The sequence below is a fragment of the Planococcus alkaliphilus genome (assembly GCF_057031095.1).
This window is the reverse complement of record NZ_CM168060.1, coordinates 35,386-51,306: the sequence shown is the minus strand read 5'-3', so window position 1 is coordinate 51,306 and position 15,921 is coordinate 35,386. Positions and strand designations below refer to the sequence as shown.

Below are 15,921 nucleotides of genomic sequence, written 5' to 3'. Positions count from 1 at the left end.
CTTTTCGGAAAATCTTTCTATACTAATTAAGGACTTTAATTTTTACTTGCTTGCGTCCGAAAGCCAATGCATCCGATTGGCTTGGAACGAATAAGTCGATTTTATTTCCTTTGATCGCACCGCCTGTATCGCCAGCCACCGCATAGCCATAGCCTTCAACCCAGACTTTTGAGCCTAGGGGAATAACGTTTGGATCTACAGCAATCACTTTTAAGCCGGGATTGGCTTTTAAGTTGATGCCTGTAGCCGTAATGCCGGAGCATCCTGCACAGCTAGCCGTATAGGCAGTTGCAGATACATAAAACTCTTTGCCGCCCGATGGCGCTGCATTAGCTGCAGCAGCCGTTTTGACGACTGCCTGTTTGGAAGAAGCTTTCTTAGCGGGAGCTTTGGAATCTGCTCCACGGGAAACGCTTGCTACCACTACTTTTGTTCCGACCGCTACTACGTGTTTCTTTGGTTCTTTAACTGTTTTTTCTTTTTTCAACGCGCGTTTTACTTCTTTGCCGTTTTCTTTGATCACTTCGTACGTTTTCGCAACGACTCCATTTTCACCTTTTTGAACAAGTTTCTTTTTCCCTTTTAGAAGCGAAGCGTCTTTCTTCGTTTCTTGGGCAAATTCCACAGAATCCTCAACTACATCGGTGACCTTTTCGACGCGAACTACTTTTACTTTCGAATTTGGAACGACCATTTCATCCATTCCATTTTCAACCCGGTCAAGTTCGCCTAAAGAAATCTTGTGCTGTTTTAAAAAGTCAGCGACCGTAGTCGAAGTGGACCATACTTTTTTCTCTTCCAAACCATCAAGGATTGTAACCTCGTATGCTTTTTCTACAGAAATCGCTGTATCCGCATCTACCTCTTCTTCTAATGCTGGTGATACTTTGTCGTGCTCTGTTACTTCAATGTCCGCTTTCGCTAAAATTGCTTCCACTGTATTATCTGTTGTCCAAGCAGCTTGTTGTTTGCCGTCTACTTCGACTTTATATTCTTTTGCCTGTTCCCATTCGATCGCTACATCCTCTTCGATGGCAGCATCCATGGATTGGCTTAAATAATCATGTTCACTGACTTGGATTTCTTGTTCTTCAAGAAATGCCCCTACTGAGTCCGCATGTGTCTTAACTTCTGTCGTTTTTCCATTCGCTGTCATTGTTACTGTGTTTTTCGTTCCTTCATAAATAGCGAACGTCAAAACAGCAGCAAAAAGTAAAACAGTCGCGATGGCAACAACTAAAGATTTTCCTTTGAACACATTTACGGACTTACTATTATTTGCTTTTTCTGTCAAAAATAACTCCTCCTCATTCACTTGAGTGATTATATAGTCTCGAATTCAAGGTGTCAACTTAAAGGCTTTTAGGGACAAGCACTACATTTTCCCCAAATAAAGGCTCAGCAAGAATTAAATCATCCTGCTGAGTATCTGGGTTCATCATTTCAACTTAAAAAATTGCTCGGCGTTCTTGGTTGTTTTTTCTCCCACTTCTTCTATCGTCAATCCTTTTAAGCGGGCAATTTCCTCGGCCACCAAAGGCACATAGGAAGGTTCATTTCGTTTGCCGCGGTAAGGATGCGGCGCCAAATACGGGGCATCTGTTTCGATCATCAAATGTTCGATCGGAATCAGTTCGGCTACTTCTTTCGGCTTCTTGGCATTTTTGAATGTAACAGGACCTCCTAACGAAATCATGAAATTCATGTCAATGCTTTCACGGGCAGTTTCGACGCTGCCGCTGAAGCAATGCATCACGCCGCCTACTTCTTCGGCCTTTTCTTCTTTCAAGATGCGCAACACATCTTCTGTTGCTTCTCGGTTATGGATAATAATCGGCAACTGAACTTTCTTTGCCAACTGAATCTGTTTCCGGAAAACTTCCTGCTGCACTTCTTTCGGCGATTTGTCCCAATGATAATCCAAACCGGTTTCGCCAATGCCGACCACTTTCGGGTGGGCTGCCAATTCTTCAATCCACTGCAAATCTTCAGGCGTGCAGTCAATGGCGTCGACCGGATGCCAACCAACCACTGCGTATATAAAATCGTATTTCTCCGTTAGGTCCATTGCTCTTTCGATCGTTTTGCGGTCAAAGCCAATAACAATCATTTTTGTAACATTGTTTTCTAATGCACGGTCAATGACTTCTTGTAAATCTTCATCGTATTGATCTGCATTTAAATGTACGTGGGTATCAATAAACATATTCATTCTCCTCACATTAATCCTTATTTTAATGGTTTATCCTATTTCTTTCTTCACACCAATATTACATTTGTATAACAAAACATGTTTTTTCGATATCAAAGTACACTTTTCCTGATAAATATTAACCAATTTAAGCCAAAATAAAAAATGGCCTGCATCAATAAACAGGCCATTTTATTATTTTTTTGTTGTCTGTGCATTCTGGCAATTTACTTAACTTGAGCACCGTTCGGCAGTTTCTGATCAACTTCCGCTAAGGTCAAATAGCCGTTTTTCTCTCCAGCTAAAATCATTCCTTGCGACAGTTCTCCACGAAGTTTCACCGGTTTCAAATTCGCCACAACAATCACTTTTTTGCCGACTAATTCGCCGGGTTTGTAATGCTCGGCAATGCCAGATACTACTTGGCGCTGCTCATATCCCATATCAAGTTGAAGCTTTAATAATTTCGACGTTTTCGGCACCGGTTCACAAGCTGTGACCGTTCCGACCCGCAAATCGACTTTCATGAAATCATCGATGGTGATTTCTGGAACGTCCGGCACTTCCGGAGTTTCTTCTATTGTTTCTTCAACTTCTGCAGGGGCTGTGTCTCCGCGCATTTGGTCACGGATATAAGCCACTTCCGGCTCTACTTCAAGACGCGGGAAGATCGGCGTTCCTTTTGCTGCCACTTTTGTGCCCGCTGGAATTTTACCGAAGCTATCCAATGTCTCCCATGCCAGTGACTCTTCTGTTAAACCAAGCTGTTCAATAATTTGTTTAGGGGCATTAGGCAAGAACGGCTGCAGCATAACTGCTGTCATGCGCAAGCTTTCTGCCAGATGAGCCATCGCAGAAGCCAATTGATCTTTTAACGCTTCATCTTTTGCCAAAACCCATGGCTGCGTTTCGTCGATGTATTTATTCGTCCGGGAAATCAATACCCAAATTTCGCTTAAGACCATGCTGAACTGCATTTTTTCCATATGCTGTTCATACGTTGCAACCGTCTGTTTCGCCACTTCTTGCAGCACGCCGTCAAATTCCGTTACTTGCCCTTGAATTTGAGGAATTTCCCCATTGAAGTATTTATTGATCATCGAAACTGTCCGGTTCAAGAGATTTCCTAAGTCATTCGCTAAGTCATAGTTGGTGCGTTCTACGAATGATTCCGGTGAAAAGACGCCGTCAGAGCCGAATGGCAGTTCACGCAAAAGGAAATAGCGGGTTGCATCCAAACCGTAACGTTCAACCAGCATTTCCGGATAAACGACATTGCCTTTTGATTTCGACATTTTGCCGTCTTTCATCATGATAAAACCATGCGCAAAGATTTTCTTCGGCAATGGCAGATCAAGTGCCATCAAGAAAATCGGCCAATAGATTGTATGGAAACGGACAATGTCTTTTCCGACTACATGCACATCTGCCGGCCAGTATTTATTGAATGCCGAATCGTCGTCCGATCCATATCCAAGAGACGTGATGTAATTGGATAAAGCATCTACCCACACGTAGATAACATGTTTTGGATCTCCAGGAACCGGGATGCCCCAATCAAAGGAAGTACGTGAAACCGAAAGATCTTCCAGACCCGGCTTGATGAAGTTATTAATCATTTCATTTTTCCGTGATTCCGGTTCAATGAACTCCAAATGATTCTCGTAGTAATCCAATAAGCGGTCGGCATATTTCTTCATATTAAAGAAATACGACTCTTCTTTCACTTTATGGACCGGGCGTCCGCAATCCGGACATTTTCCGTCCACTAGCTGCGCTTCCGTATAAAACGATTCACACGGTGTGCAGTACCAGCCTTCGTACTGCCCTTTGTAAATATCGCCATTATCCAAGAACGTCTGGAAAATCTTTTCGACGCCTTTTTTATGGCGATCTTCAGTCGTACGAATGAAATCATCATAAGTGATGTCCATGATCGACCATACGTTTTTAGCTGCCGCTGCCATGTTGTCGACATATTCTTGCGGCGCAAGGCCTGCTTCTTGCGCTTTCTCTTCAATTTTTTGGCCATGCTCGTCCATTCCCGTCAAAAACCGGACGTCAAAACCACGCAAGCGCTTGTAACGGACCATTGCATCGGACGCGACTGTCGTATAAGCCGTTCCGATATGGAATTTTCCGCTTGGATAATAAATGGGTGTAGTGAGGTAAAATGTTTTGTTTTTAGCAGTCACGAAAAATTCCTCCAGTTTCTTTGTATAGTTCTTATTTTAACGAAGTCGACAATTTTGTACAATCTTTCAATTCCTTCACCCTTTTTCGACAAAATAAATACAAATTATCCCATAAAAAAAGGCGGTTTTAAGCCTTTAAAAGGAAATTTCAAAAATAGAATAAAAAAATGAAAAAATATATCAAATTAGCGTCACAAATTAGCAAAATTTATTATGATTTCGATAGTTTTATATTGACCAAATTGCCAGTAGTTGGTATGATTTATGACAGGAAGTGGTAAATGTCGAATTTTGACGAAAACATCCGACAAATTTGAGGGGAGATTATAAACATGAAATCAACAGGGATCGTACGTAAAGTTGACGAATTAGGCCGCGTTGTTATTCCAATTGAATTACGCCGCACACTAGGGATTGCTGAGAAAGACGCATTGGAAATTTACGTAGATGACGACAAAATTATATTAAAAAAATACTTACCAAATATGACTTGCGCTGTTACCGGAGAAGTTTCCGATGAAAACATGCAACTTGTTGGCGGTAAGCTGATTTTGAGCAAAGAAGGCGCAGAAATGCTCGTTAATGAGATTCAGAGCAATCTTAAAAAGTAAATCAGATAGAAAAACCGAAACGCATGATGCGTTTCGGTTTTTTTTGATTCCTGCAAATGGCGCCGTTTTTATCAGACATGATACTCTTGGTACACGTCGCGTTTCGACATTTTTCGCTCCACTGCGACTTCTTTGATAGCCTCTTTCGAGGAAAGGTCTTTTTTCTTCATCAATTCTTCGACATGTGCAGAAATCGACAACGATTCCCACCATTGCTCCTGGATTTCAAGTTCCGGCGAATCATTTCCTTCTATTATAATGCAAAATTCACCACGGATGGTATTCTCTTCAGCCCATAAGACAGCTTCTCCAACCGTGCCTCGCAGAAACTCTTCAAACTTTTTGGTCACTTCGCGTGCCATAACAATCTGCCGGTCGTCTCCGAATGCTTTTTGCACCGATTTCAAGCTTTCCTTTAAACGATGCGGCGCTTCATAAAAAATCAGCGTTTCCTGTTTTTGGCTGAGCATTTCCAGTTCAGCCTGCCGCTCTTTTTTATTGCGCGATAGGAATCCATAAAAAAGGAATGGCTGCGGCGAAATGCCCGATGCAATCAAAGCGCTGAGTGCAGCATTGGCTCCTGGCACTGGCACCACAGGGAAGTCTTCCGCTACTGCCCGGCGGACAATGTCTTCCCCTGGATCGGAAATGCAAGGCATGCCGGCATCGCTGACGAGCGCAACGGACTTGCCTTCCTGCAAGTACGAAAGAATTTTAAATCCGCCGCTTTCCTGGTTATGTTCATGGTAGCTGACAAGCTTCGTATGGATTTCAAAATAATTGCAAAGCTGTTTCGTATTGCGGGTATCTTCCGCAGCAATAATATCCACTTCTTTTAATATGCGGATCGCCCGTACCGTCATGTCCTCCAAATTGCCAATTGGTGTGGCTACGAGATAAAGCGTGGCTTTGTTTTCCAAAAAACTTTTTTGAGATTTCATCGGCTCTCTCCCTTCCCTTCAGCAATATAACGGACCTTCTTCGGCTTCGGCAATTGCTTAAAAGCATATTCCGCCTTCATCGCCAGCGGTTTCGTGTCAAAACGTTCATGATGAATCATTTTTACAGGCCCTTTAGCTCGGGTATACTTCGCGCCTTTTCCTGCATTATGTGCTGCCAAGCGTTTCTCTAAATCATTCGTGTAGCCGGCGTAGTAGGAACCGTCTGCACATTCCAATACATAGAAATAATGATTATTTGTCTCCATAAAGCAACGCTCTCACTTCTTCTGTGTATTCGCCTTCGGAATTATAGACAATCAGCGGCGGAAGGATTTTCAAATCCGGCTTGCCGTCTTTAATCCCTTCAATCAATAAGGTATTGGCTTCTTTTCCTTCTTTCGGATACACGAGGCGAATGCGTTTCGGCTCTAATCGATTCGCCCGCATAGCAGAAATGATATCAATCAGCCTTCCCGAACGATGGACGAATGCCGCTTTTCCGCCTTGCTTCAATAGCTTGCTCGCGGCATTTACAGCTTCATCCAATGTCAAATGGAGTTCATGCCGGGCAATCGCCATATGCTCACTGATGTTCTTATCGCTCATTTCATGGGCTGGAAAATAAGGCGGGTTGCATGTGACCACATCGTATTTTTCGATTCCCAAGCGTGCCGGGATTTCTTTAACATCGCCTTCGATAATTTCGATTTGTTCCGTTAAGTTATTATACGCAACGCTTCTGCGCGCCATATGGACCAACCGCTCCTGCAGTTCCACACCGATAATCGACGATTCCGTCCGGGCACTCAAGAATAGTGGAATGGCACCATTTCCCGTACACAAATCGACGATTTTCCCACGCTTCAAAGGAACGTAAGCGAACCGTGCCAAGAGCACCGCATCCAACGAAAACGAAAACACCGAAGGGCTCTGGATAATCCGTAAATCTTCTGCCAATAAATAATCGAGCCGTTCGTCATCTATCAACATTTGTTTCAACTCCTCTAAAGAAATGCGCAAGCGCCCATCTGAGGCAGGCAACCTAAGTTCCTTGTCGCAGCCATCCTGCTTTAAGGCAGAACACGCAAGTCTGCATTCTCCATTTTCTTATTTAATAACAAAAGGCTGCCGCCACACGGAGTGTCGGAAGCCTTTCGGTTAAACTGGCATTTTAATTTTGTTTGTTTAAGAACGATAAACAAAACAGGCAATCGTCGCCTTTTCTGGAACTGCCGAAATGAACATTGCAGACATGATACCCTTCATGGTAAAGGCGCGCTAAATTATCATAGCCTTCTCCGATGTCCATGACCGCTTTTTTCAATTTCACTGGATCCACTACTGCTGTTTCAGGAACAGCTTTATGAAGTTCATCCAGCCGTGCACGCAGATGATGATTCTCTAGCTGCAGTGCATGATGCTCTTCCATTGTATGGGCCACTACCGCTTTCAATTCGCGAAATTGTTCTTGCATTGACTCGAGTTGCTGTTCAAAATCCATCACCGTGTCTAAAAAGTTCTTTTCTTTCACTTAAACCACCTCACGCTCTCGTTCCTTGGCCCATTATCTCACTTAATGCATATTCTAGTGTCTGTTCTTGCTCAGAAAGACGGATTTTTAAGACGCGCTCCAAAATATTCATGCTGACTACACGGCCGTCTCCATCCGGAGTGGATACACGTGCGCCTACATCCGGCATTTCTTTTTTCGCTGTTTCGTATTCATCGTTTTCGTATTTCAAGCAGCACATCAAACGGCCGCATAAACCTGAAATCTTCGAAGGATTCAACGATAAGTTTTGGTCTTTCGCCATTTTGATCGAAACCGGTTCGAAATCGCCGAGGAATGTTGAACAGCAAAGCATGCGGCCGCATGGACCGATGCCGCCAAGCATTTTCGCTTCATCACGTACGCCGATCTGGCGCAATTCGATGCGTGTCCGGAAAATGGACGCCAAATCTTTTACCAAGTTGCGGAAATCGACACGGCCTTCAGCCGTGAAATAGAAAATGACTTTATTGCGGTCAAATGTATATTCCACATCAACCAATTTCATCTCCAAGCGATGCTCTTCGATTTTTTCCGTTCCCATCTCGAACGCACGGCTCGCTTCCAGGCGGTTTTCTTCTACCTGTTGGCGATCGCGGTCGCTTGCTACGCGCACCACTTGCTTAAGCGGCAATACGACGTCATGTTCTTCAACTGTCTTGGTGGGAACGACGACTTTGCCGTATTCCACACCTCGTGCAGTTTCAACGATGACGTAATCGTCTTTTTCAATCACAAATTCTCCTGGGTCAAAATAATATATTTTACCCGCTTTTTTAAAGCGGACACCAATTACGTTATACACTCGCTTACCCCTCCTGCAGATTTAGCATTAATTGCTCCATCAACAGTGTCCGGTTCATATTGCGCGGCAATTGCTGCTTAGCTTGCAAAACAGCCTGCAATTGCTTAGACAATACGTTAAACGAACGCTGCAACGCCATCTGCTTCCAAGTTTCTTCCATGTCTGGATATGTTCTTGCCGTCTCGAGACCCGCTTTTACTGAAGCAATGTCCCGATATGCAAATAATAACATGTCCAGCCCTCTTTCGGCATCCTCTTTTTCTTTAAATAAAGGAAGCCATTCCGATTGAAGCAATAAAAGCGCCTCGTGGACATTCTGGCTGGCAACATCGACTAATTTTAACACAAGCTTGCGCTGTTGGATGAAATCTTCATCTGAACCTAGCTGAACTGCTTCTTCCGTGCTCTGCGTCAACATGCTGACCGTCGCCGCCATTGAAGCGGTCATGCCATCTTGCACCAACTTTTCCATCACTTTTTTCCTCGATAACGGTTGGAAAGACACCAGCTGGCAGCGGGAACGGATGGTTGTCATGATGGCATTTAAACGCTCTGTCAGCAAAATGGCCGTTACGTTGAATTCTGGCTCTTCTAAGAACTTCAACAACGCGTTGGCAGAAGAATTATTCATACGGTCTGCTTCTTGGATCACATATATCTTACGGCCGGAACTAAAGCCTGTTTTATTCATCTTGAAGATCAATTCCCGGATTTGATCGATTTTGATGTTTTGGCCATCCGGTTCTATGAAGAGAATATTCGGATGGTTGCCGGAATTATAAAGCTGGCAGCTTCGGCATGTTTCACATGGAACATTTTCTAAAGGAGTTTCGCAAAGCAAAAGCTTCACGAAAAAATGTGTGATTTCGGTCAATCCGGAACCTGCAGGGCCTTCGAACAGATAGGCGTGGGCCAATCGATCCTTCGCGTAAGCACCTTGCAGCCTTTTCATCACGACCGGCTGCATTTCTTGAAACTCTTCAATTGTCTTCTGCACATTTTCACCTTCAGCCTCTGTAAAAAATCCCGTGTTCCAAATGGAGCACGGGTGTCTTGTATAATAGTTGACTGGCAACCGTGAATGCTATTAATGGGATTCTAGAAATGGTGGAATTGCTCGATTGGCAAGACGAAGATCGTGGCTCCGCCTACTTCTACTTCTACCGGATACGGGATATACGAATCGGCATTTCCGCCCATCGGCGAAACCGGCGCGACCATTTGTTCACGTGAACGGCAATTATCGCGGATCAAATCCATCAATTTCGGTACAAGGCCATCTTCCACCCCGATTAAAAAGGTGGTATTTCCTGAGCGCAAAAACCCTCCTGTACTGGCAAGTTTTGTAGCCCGGAAATCATTTTTGGTTAAGGCGTTGGATAATCGGTTACTGTCTTGGTCCTGCACAACTGCTACGACGAGTTTCATCAGCACTCACTCCTTTTTATAGTCTTTCTATAATTAGTATACCATGAATTGTAAACTTCATAAGTCAACATTCCATACATTTTCATCGCTGCAACTGCCTTCATTGCGGATTTTTGATAAAAGCTTCCACTTTCTGCAAAGCTTCTTGAACTACCTGTGCTAATTCTTTTGATGCGTCAATCACTTGAATGCGTTCCGGGTATTGTTCCACCAAAATCTGGTACCCTTCTCTGACAGAGAGGTGGAATTTCATCGACTCCAAATCAAGGCGATTCACTTCTCTGACCAGATCTTTTTGGATACGGCTAAGGCCGATTTCCGGATCGACGTCAAAATACAAGGTTAGATTCGGCATATAATCGTCGATTGCGAATTTGTTGATGGAGTAGATTTCCGCTATCCCAAGCCCTCTTGCATGCCCTTGATAAGCCAAACTGCTGTCTATGTAGCGATCGCATAAGACGATTTTCCCGGCATTTAATGCCGGAATGACTTTTTCGACCAAATGCTGTCTTCTGGCAGCCGCATACAATAAAGCTTCTGTACGGCCATCCATTTTCGTATTCTTGCTATCTAAAATGACGTGGCGGATCTCTTCGGCAATTTCAATGCCTCCCGGCTCTCTTGTGCATTCGACTTCGAATCCCTGCTGCTGCAGCGCTTCCGCCACCAGCTTCAAGACCGTCGTTTTGCCTGAGCCTTCTCCGCCTTCTAATGTAATCAAATAACCCACTATTCATTCACCCGTTTTCCTGATGTTCTACTCCTTTAACTATACAGGAAAGGCGCGGCTTAATACATTGTAAGCCTTGTCCTTAAATGAAAAAACAGATGCCAAGCGCACCTGCTTTTGCCTTTTACTCTTCATCTTCTGCCACTCGGTAAGCTTCATTGTATAAAACAAGCTGGCTATTGATTTCGGGCTCACCTTTTTTGCGTTCTACATAATGATAGCGCCCATGCGCATCCTGTTCCCTCGCTTTTACGTTATCCTGCAACGACACGTCCAAAATATGCTTTACTTGGTTTTTGATCTCCTTATCGTAAAGCGGGAAAAGGATTTCAATGCGGTTTTCCATATTGCGGGTCATCATATCGGCCGAAGACAAAAATACCTTTTCCTTGCCGTTATGGTGGAAATAATAGATGCGGCTATGCTCCAATAGCCTGCCGACGATGCTAATCACCCGGATATGATCGCTAATTCCCTTAATCCCTGGACGCAGACAGCAAATGCCCCTTACGATCAAGTCCACTCGAACACCCGCAATCGAAGCCTGATACAATTTTTTGATGATGGTTTTATCGGTCAAGGAGTTCATTTTAGCGATAATGCGGCCGTTGCCATGCTTTTTCTGAAATTCGATTTCATCTTCAATCAATTGGATAAAGTCATGCCGGATCGTAAAAGGGGCGACTGAAAGATGGTGGAATTCCGGCTTTTCGGTATAACCGCTTAAGTAATTAAAGAAGTTCGTCGCATCCACACCGAATTCCTTTTTTGAGGTAAATAAACTCATATCCGTATAGACTTTGGCGGTCTGGTCGTTGTAATTCCCCGTCCCTAAGTGCACAAAGCGTTCGATGTGGTCGTCTCTTTTTCTCACCACCAGCGTAATTTTGCTATGCGTTTTCAGATGGGTCATTCCGTAAATTACATGGCATCCTGCTTGTTCAAGCTCTTTTGCCCATTGAACGTTGTTTTCTTCATCAAAACGGGCCTTTAATTCGACGAGTACCATCACTTGCTTGCCTTTTTCAGCTGCTCGCTTTAACGCCTTGATGATCGGAGAATCACCGCTTACCCGGTAAAGCGTCTGTTTGATGGCAAGCACTTCCGGATCATCAGCAGCTCCTGAAACAAATTCGACTACCGGCTCGAAAGACTGGTACGGATGGTGGAGAAACAAATCCTTTTCCATGACTTTTAAAAAAATATTTTCATTGAACGCAAGATCTGGTGATGGCTGGGAAATACGGGCACTATAGATTAACTTTTCATGGGTTTTCTGCATCGTTTTATAAAAGTTGAAAAATAGAGTCAGGTCAAGCGGTCCATGGATTTCATAAACATCTTTTTTATGCACTTCCAGTTCATCCATCAAATACGGCAGCAGTTCCTGGTCAAATCTTTCTTTTTGAATTTCCAGCCGGACAGCTGCTCCCCATTTGCGCTTTCTCAACTCTTTTTCAATTTCTTTCAGCAAATCACGTGCGCCTTCTTCGTGGATGGTCATATCTGCATTTCGAGTAATCCGGAATACCGATACCGATTTAACGGTAAAGCCATGAAACAGCTTCCCGATAAAGTGGCTAATGATGTCCTCGAGCAAGACGATGCGTTCTTTTCCTGCTTTGGCATCCAATTGCACTAAACGGTCGATGACAGAAGGGACTTGGACAATGGCCGTCTTATAGCGCACTTCAGCTTCTTCATTACGGTCTTCCAAGACGACCGCCAAATTGATGCTCTTATTGAGAAGCATGGGAAATGGCCGGTAAGCGTCGATGGCCATAGGCGTCAACACCGGAAAAATCTGTTCATCGTAATAACGCTCCACAAACTCCAAATCATGCGGATTCAATTCCTCCATTTTGAAAAACTTGACGCCTTCGTGCTTCATCGCAGGAATCAATGCATTTTGAAGGGTCTCATGCTGCAGTTCCACCAATTGATGGGTTTTATTCGCAATTTCTTTTAATTGAAGCCTCGGAGACATGCCGGCTTTGTTTTCCGGCTTGCTAAAGCCCACTTTCACTTGGTCTTGCAGCCCTGCTACCCGAACCATGAAAAACTCATCCAGATTCGAGCTGAAAATGGCCAAAAACTTAAAGCGCTCTAATAACGGGTTTCGCTTATCCAACGCTTCCATCAACACACGCTCATTGAAAGCCAACCAGCTAAGTTCCCTATTGTTATAGTAAGAAGGGCTATTCAACGCTTCCTCCTGCTTGTTCATCGTTTTCACCGTCACCGCCACCTTTACCTGCAATTTTCCGCTCTTTCAATTTTATCATGTTGAAATTAGTGGTTGCTCCCTAAAGGCTGATTTGATTGTTAAGATAATGTAAATTGAAAATCGATATTTTTCTTCAACTGCTTTTCCAAATGCTTTTTCTGCTTTTCTGCCTGGTATTGTTCTGGTTTCCAGTCATTATTGCATTCGACATTGAACAATAAACCGTCTGCAGCCGGATCGACATGGACAGATTCAATAATATTGCGTTTTGTCGCATTCAGACTATAAGCGAGCTTGACTATAGCGCCAAAAAGGCTGTATTTTGCCAACTCTTCTTTTGAATACCAGTCTTGGTAGAGGGCTGCATTCCGTTTGAACACTTCTTTATTTTTAAAGGAAGCAACCAAAGCGACAGTCAGCCGCTCTTTATGAAGCAATCCGTCGATGGTGCGGTTCGCCAGCAAATAGAAGGTATGCTGGTTGCTCGCTTCCGCATCGATATAAGTGCCTAAGTTATACAACGCACTGCCAAGACGGATGAATTTCAAATCCTCTTCATTCAATTCGAGCAGCCCAATTCTCTCCAATTCGTGCGCAATCATCAATGCGTACGTACTGACATGGGTGGCATGCGTCAAATTGATGTCGTAATCACTCGCTAGCTCATAAAAGCTTTCTTCCATGACATTCGGGAAAATGGACAGCTCGAAGTCTTTTGTCAATTCTTCATAAAACACGCCGTCTCTCAGTCCTTTTCGGCTCAAGACAAAGGTTTCAGCCTTGATCAAATCCATGAGGCAAGAAAAGACTTCAATGGCTGGAATGATAATATCGGAACGGTCTTTTGAGAGTCCTTCTACTTTCTGTACTTCAGAAAAATCCAAGGATAATAGCATCGCATTCATCTTTTTGACTTCGCTGATGGACATCATGTATTGATGAATGCCTGCGACCGGGTATTCAATATACTCCTGGTGAACCTGAGCCAGATTCCGGGCACTTCCCCCGATGCCGATCAATGGCAATTTTTTATCTGCCAGCCACGGCAAGCTCGCAAACTGCTCCTGCAAAAACTTCCGAAGCTTCCGCAATTCATCTTTTGTTGGCATATCACCTTTGATAAACTGTTGTTTTAAAGACAAAGCCCCGAACGGAAAACTATAGAAATAAATCAATTTGCGATTTTCGAAAAACGTAATCTCGGTACTGCCTCCGCCAATATCCACCGTAATCCCGTCCTTGAAAGGCGTTGAATTGACAACTGCCAAAAAGCCATAATTGGCTTCTTCGTATTCCGACAAAATCCGGATTGAAAAGTCTGTTTCTGCCTCTACGCGGTCGATAATTTCCTGTTGATTATTGGCTTGGCGAATCGCTGCAGTAGCGACGCATTTCACTTCTTGCAAATTATGATGCCGCGTGACTTCCTGGAAACTCTGCAAAGTATGTACCAGGACATCAATTCCTTCACTTCCCATTTCTCCTGACGCTGTCAAATAATTCCGCAAGCGCGCGACCGCCTTGACGTTTTCGCTTTCCGTCAATCTTCCACTTTTATCCCGCGTATAAATGACCAATCGCATCGTGTTAGATCCGATATCCACAATTGCGTACTTTTCCTCACTCATCATGATCATCACTTCCTGACTGTAGAATTTCGTATACTCCTCCATACCCATTTCTAAGCCCTCATGGACGATATTTTTCAGGAAGCACCCGAATTAATTTTTCAGAAAGCCGATGTTCGCCTTGAATCTGTGCACCTGTTGCTATATAGTCCATCAAACTCTCTAATTTATCGGTGCTCCATCTCTCCCCTGCCAACACGAGCGGAATTCCAGGAGGATATGGCACAATCATGGCTGCCGATATGCGCCCCTGGGCCTTCGTATAAGAAATCCATTCCCCTTCACCCTCCAGTTCAGCAAACGTCGCTTCAAGCGTACTTAACGCCTCTTGCGACTTCACCGTCACATCCACTGCTTTACGCGGAACTTCTTTTAGTTTTTCCAAAGCGCCTTTGACTCGCCTTCTCACCTCTGCAAACGAAAAACCGTGCTCTCGCTTCAATAAAGGCAAAATCAATAATACTTGATAAGGATCGGCCAGCTCGGCATGGATCCCTTCTTGCTCTAATTGTTCCTTTAACTGATACCCGCTGTGATAAGGTACACGAAGCATCAATTTCAACGGATCATCAGCTTCGTAAACTTCTAGATTCGGCAAGCTTTTCAAGCTTTCTACAAATTGGTGGCGCTTTTCTTCAAAACTCTTTTTGTCTGCTTGGGAATAAGTTTGTATGTAGGATCTCGCATCATCCAATGATGCCATAATGACATAAGACGGACTGCTGGATTGAAGCATCCGCAAATACTTCCTTACTTTATCTACGGCAATGAGCGACCCTTGGATATGGAGAAACGATCCCATTGTCATGGCCGGCAATGTCTTATGTGCGGAATGGACGACCGCATCTGCTCCCATCGTTAAAGAGGATATAGGATAAGGGGCTCCTAATTGAAAGTGAGCTCCGTGGGCTTCATCCACCAAAATCGGCATCCCTTGTTCATGGCACAATTCAATGATTTTCCCCATTTCGTTTGAAGCCATTCCATAATAATTCGGATACGTGAGAACTATAGCTTTTGCATGTGGATATTCTCGAATCACCGCTTCGACATCCGTTAACCTTACCCCTCCAGCAGTCAATGATGTTTGGTCCCATTCAGGCGATATGAACACTGGACGGGCTTTTGCAAGCTCCAAAGCATGGAAGATGGATTTATGTGAATTTCTTTGGACGATTACATGATCTCCTTCTCCGCAAACCGCATAAATCATCGCCAAATTCCCAACAGTTGAACCATTCACTAAGAAAAAGCTATGCTCGGCGGCATAAGTTTCAGCTAACAGTTGCTGTGCTTCTTTGATGACTTCTTCCGGGTAATGCAAATCATCCAAGCCGGTGAGCTCTGTCAAATCATATGGAAGTACTTGTTTAAAGTCGGCTGGCAATCCTGAAAGCATCCCGTTTTTATGCCCAGGCACATGAAAAGAAAAGGGTCGCTTCTGTTGAAATTCGGTTAATGCTGCTACTAATGGTTTTTGCTGTGTCATAATCGCCATCCTTATTTGCTTTAATATAGTCCATTATACAGAAATCCTTCCTTCATTTTAAAACCGACAGATTCATCCATATAAATGAACGCACAAAAAAAGCCGTTACCGGCTACGGTAACGA

The 15,921-nt window shown here is 43.9% G+C and carries 15 protein-coding genes; 1 reads left to right on the top strand and 14 read right to left on the bottom strand.

Annotated features, from left to right (window positions below; genetic code table 11):
* Window positions 1–22 precede the first annotated feature (22 nt).
* The 3 genes from AC2EXB_RS00220 to metG all read right to left on the bottom strand — a co-directional run bounded on the left by AC2EXB_RS00220 (window position 23) and on the right by metG (window position 4,386).
* Window positions 23–1,294, bottom strand: coding sequence for a ubiquitin-like domain-containing protein (locus tag AC2EXB_RS00220; RefSeq protein WP_483602924.1), 1,272 nt, complete (start codon window positions 1,292–1,294; stop codon window positions 23–25).
* Window positions 1,295–1,438: 144 nt separating this feature from the next.
* The gene (locus tag AC2EXB_RS00215) at window positions 1,439–2,206 is read right to left on the bottom strand and encodes a TatD family hydrolase (protein ID WP_235197759.1); all 768 of its coding nucleotides are present in this window, start codon (window positions 2,204–2,206) and stop codon (window positions 1,439–1,441) included.
* A 212-nt stretch (window positions 2,207–2,418) separates the two neighbouring features.
* Window positions 2,419–4,386 carry a methionine--tRNA ligase gene (gene metG / locus AC2EXB_RS00210; protein ID WP_483602922.1) on the bottom strand — a complete coding sequence of 656 codons (1,968 nt, stop codon included), beginning with the start codon at window positions 4,384–4,386 and terminating at the stop codon, window positions 2,419–2,421.
* Window positions 4,387–4,718: 332 nt separating this feature from the next.
* Between metG and AC2EXB_RS00205 the strand changes: the two genes are divergently transcribed.
* Window positions 4,719–4,997: an AbrB/MazE/SpoVT family DNA-binding domain-containing protein gene (locus AC2EXB_RS00205; RefSeq protein WP_052649525.1), complete on the top strand. Its 279-nt coding sequence runs from the start codon at window positions 4,719–4,721 to the stop codon at window positions 4,995–4,997.
* 71 nt (window positions 4,998–5,068) lie between these two features.
* Here AC2EXB_RS00205 and rsmI read toward each other — a convergent pair whose 3' ends face one another.
* The 11 genes from rsmI to AC2EXB_RS00150 form a co-directional block, all read right to left on the bottom strand.
* Window positions 5,069–5,938 (bottom strand): 16S rRNA (cytidine(1402)-2'-O)-methyltransferase, encoded by an 870-nt coding sequence (gene rsmI / locus AC2EXB_RS00200; RefSeq protein WP_483602920.1) that lies wholly within the window; start codon window positions 5,936–5,938, stop codon window positions 5,069–5,071.
* Window positions 5,935–6,204: a GIY-YIG nuclease family protein gene (locus AC2EXB_RS00195; protein ID WP_251480436.1), complete on the bottom strand. Its 270-nt coding sequence runs from the start codon at window positions 6,202–6,204 to the stop codon at window positions 5,935–5,937. Before AC2EXB_RS00195 ends, rsmI begins: the two co-directional genes overlap by 4 nt.
* Window positions 6,191–6,928 carry a tRNA1(Val) (adenine(37)-N6)-methyltransferase gene (locus AC2EXB_RS00190; protein WP_483602918.1) on the bottom strand — a complete coding sequence of 246 codons (738 nt, stop codon included), beginning with the start codon at window positions 6,926–6,928 and terminating at the stop codon, window positions 6,191–6,193. The genes AC2EXB_RS00195 and AC2EXB_RS00190 overlap by 14 nt, the downstream gene beginning before the upstream one ends.
* A 181-nt stretch (window positions 6,929–7,109) precedes the next feature.
* A complete protein-coding gene (yabA, locus tag AC2EXB_RS00185) occupies window positions 7,110–7,469 on the bottom strand; it encodes a DNA replication initiation control protein YabA (protein WP_260107713.1) in 360 nt (119 codons plus the stop codon).
* Window positions 7,470–7,479: 10 nt separating this feature from the next.
* Window positions 7,480–8,292, bottom strand: coding sequence for a PSP1 domain-containing protein (locus AC2EXB_RS00180; protein ID WP_235197755.1), 813 nt, complete (start codon window positions 8,290–8,292; stop codon window positions 7,480–7,482).
* A 4-nt stretch (window positions 8,293–8,296) separates the two neighbouring features.
* The gene (holB, locus tag AC2EXB_RS00175; protein ID WP_483602916.1) at window positions 8,297–9,289 is read right to left on the bottom strand and encodes a DNA polymerase III subunit delta'; all 993 of its coding nucleotides are present in this window, start codon (window positions 9,287–9,289) and stop codon (window positions 8,297–8,299) included.
* Between the two features lie 101 nt (window positions 9,290–9,390).
* On the bottom strand, window positions 9,391–9,720 hold the full coding sequence (locus tag AC2EXB_RS00170) for a cyclic-di-AMP receptor (RefSeq protein ID WP_052649532.1): 330 nt from the start codon (window positions 9,718–9,720) through the stop codon (window positions 9,391–9,393).
* A gap of 100 nt (window positions 9,721–9,820) precedes the next feature.
* Entirely contained in the window at window positions 9,821–10,453 is a 633-nt protein-coding gene (gene tmk, locus AC2EXB_RS00165; protein ID WP_483602914.1) for a dTMP kinase, read from the bottom strand.
* A gap of 124 nt (window positions 10,454–10,577) precedes the next feature.
* On the bottom strand, window positions 10,578–12,680 hold the full coding sequence (locus tag AC2EXB_RS00160; RefSeq protein WP_483604695.1) for an RNA degradosome polyphosphate kinase: 2,103 nt from the start codon (window positions 12,678–12,680) through the stop codon (window positions 10,578–10,580).
* Window positions 12,681–12,778: 98 nt separating this feature from the next.
* The gene (ppx, locus tag AC2EXB_RS00155; RefSeq protein ID WP_483604693.1) at window positions 12,779–14,308 is read right to left on the bottom strand and encodes an exopolyphosphatase; all 1,530 of its coding nucleotides are present in this window, start codon (window positions 14,306–14,308) and stop codon (window positions 12,779–12,781) included.
* A gap of 61 nt (window positions 14,309–14,369) precedes the next feature.
* A complete protein-coding gene (locus AC2EXB_RS00150; RefSeq protein ID WP_483602913.1) occupies window positions 14,370–15,797 on the bottom strand; it encodes an aminotransferase class I/II-fold pyridoxal phosphate-dependent enzyme in 1,428 nt (475 codons plus the stop codon).
* Window positions 15,798–15,921: the final 124 nt, after the last annotated feature.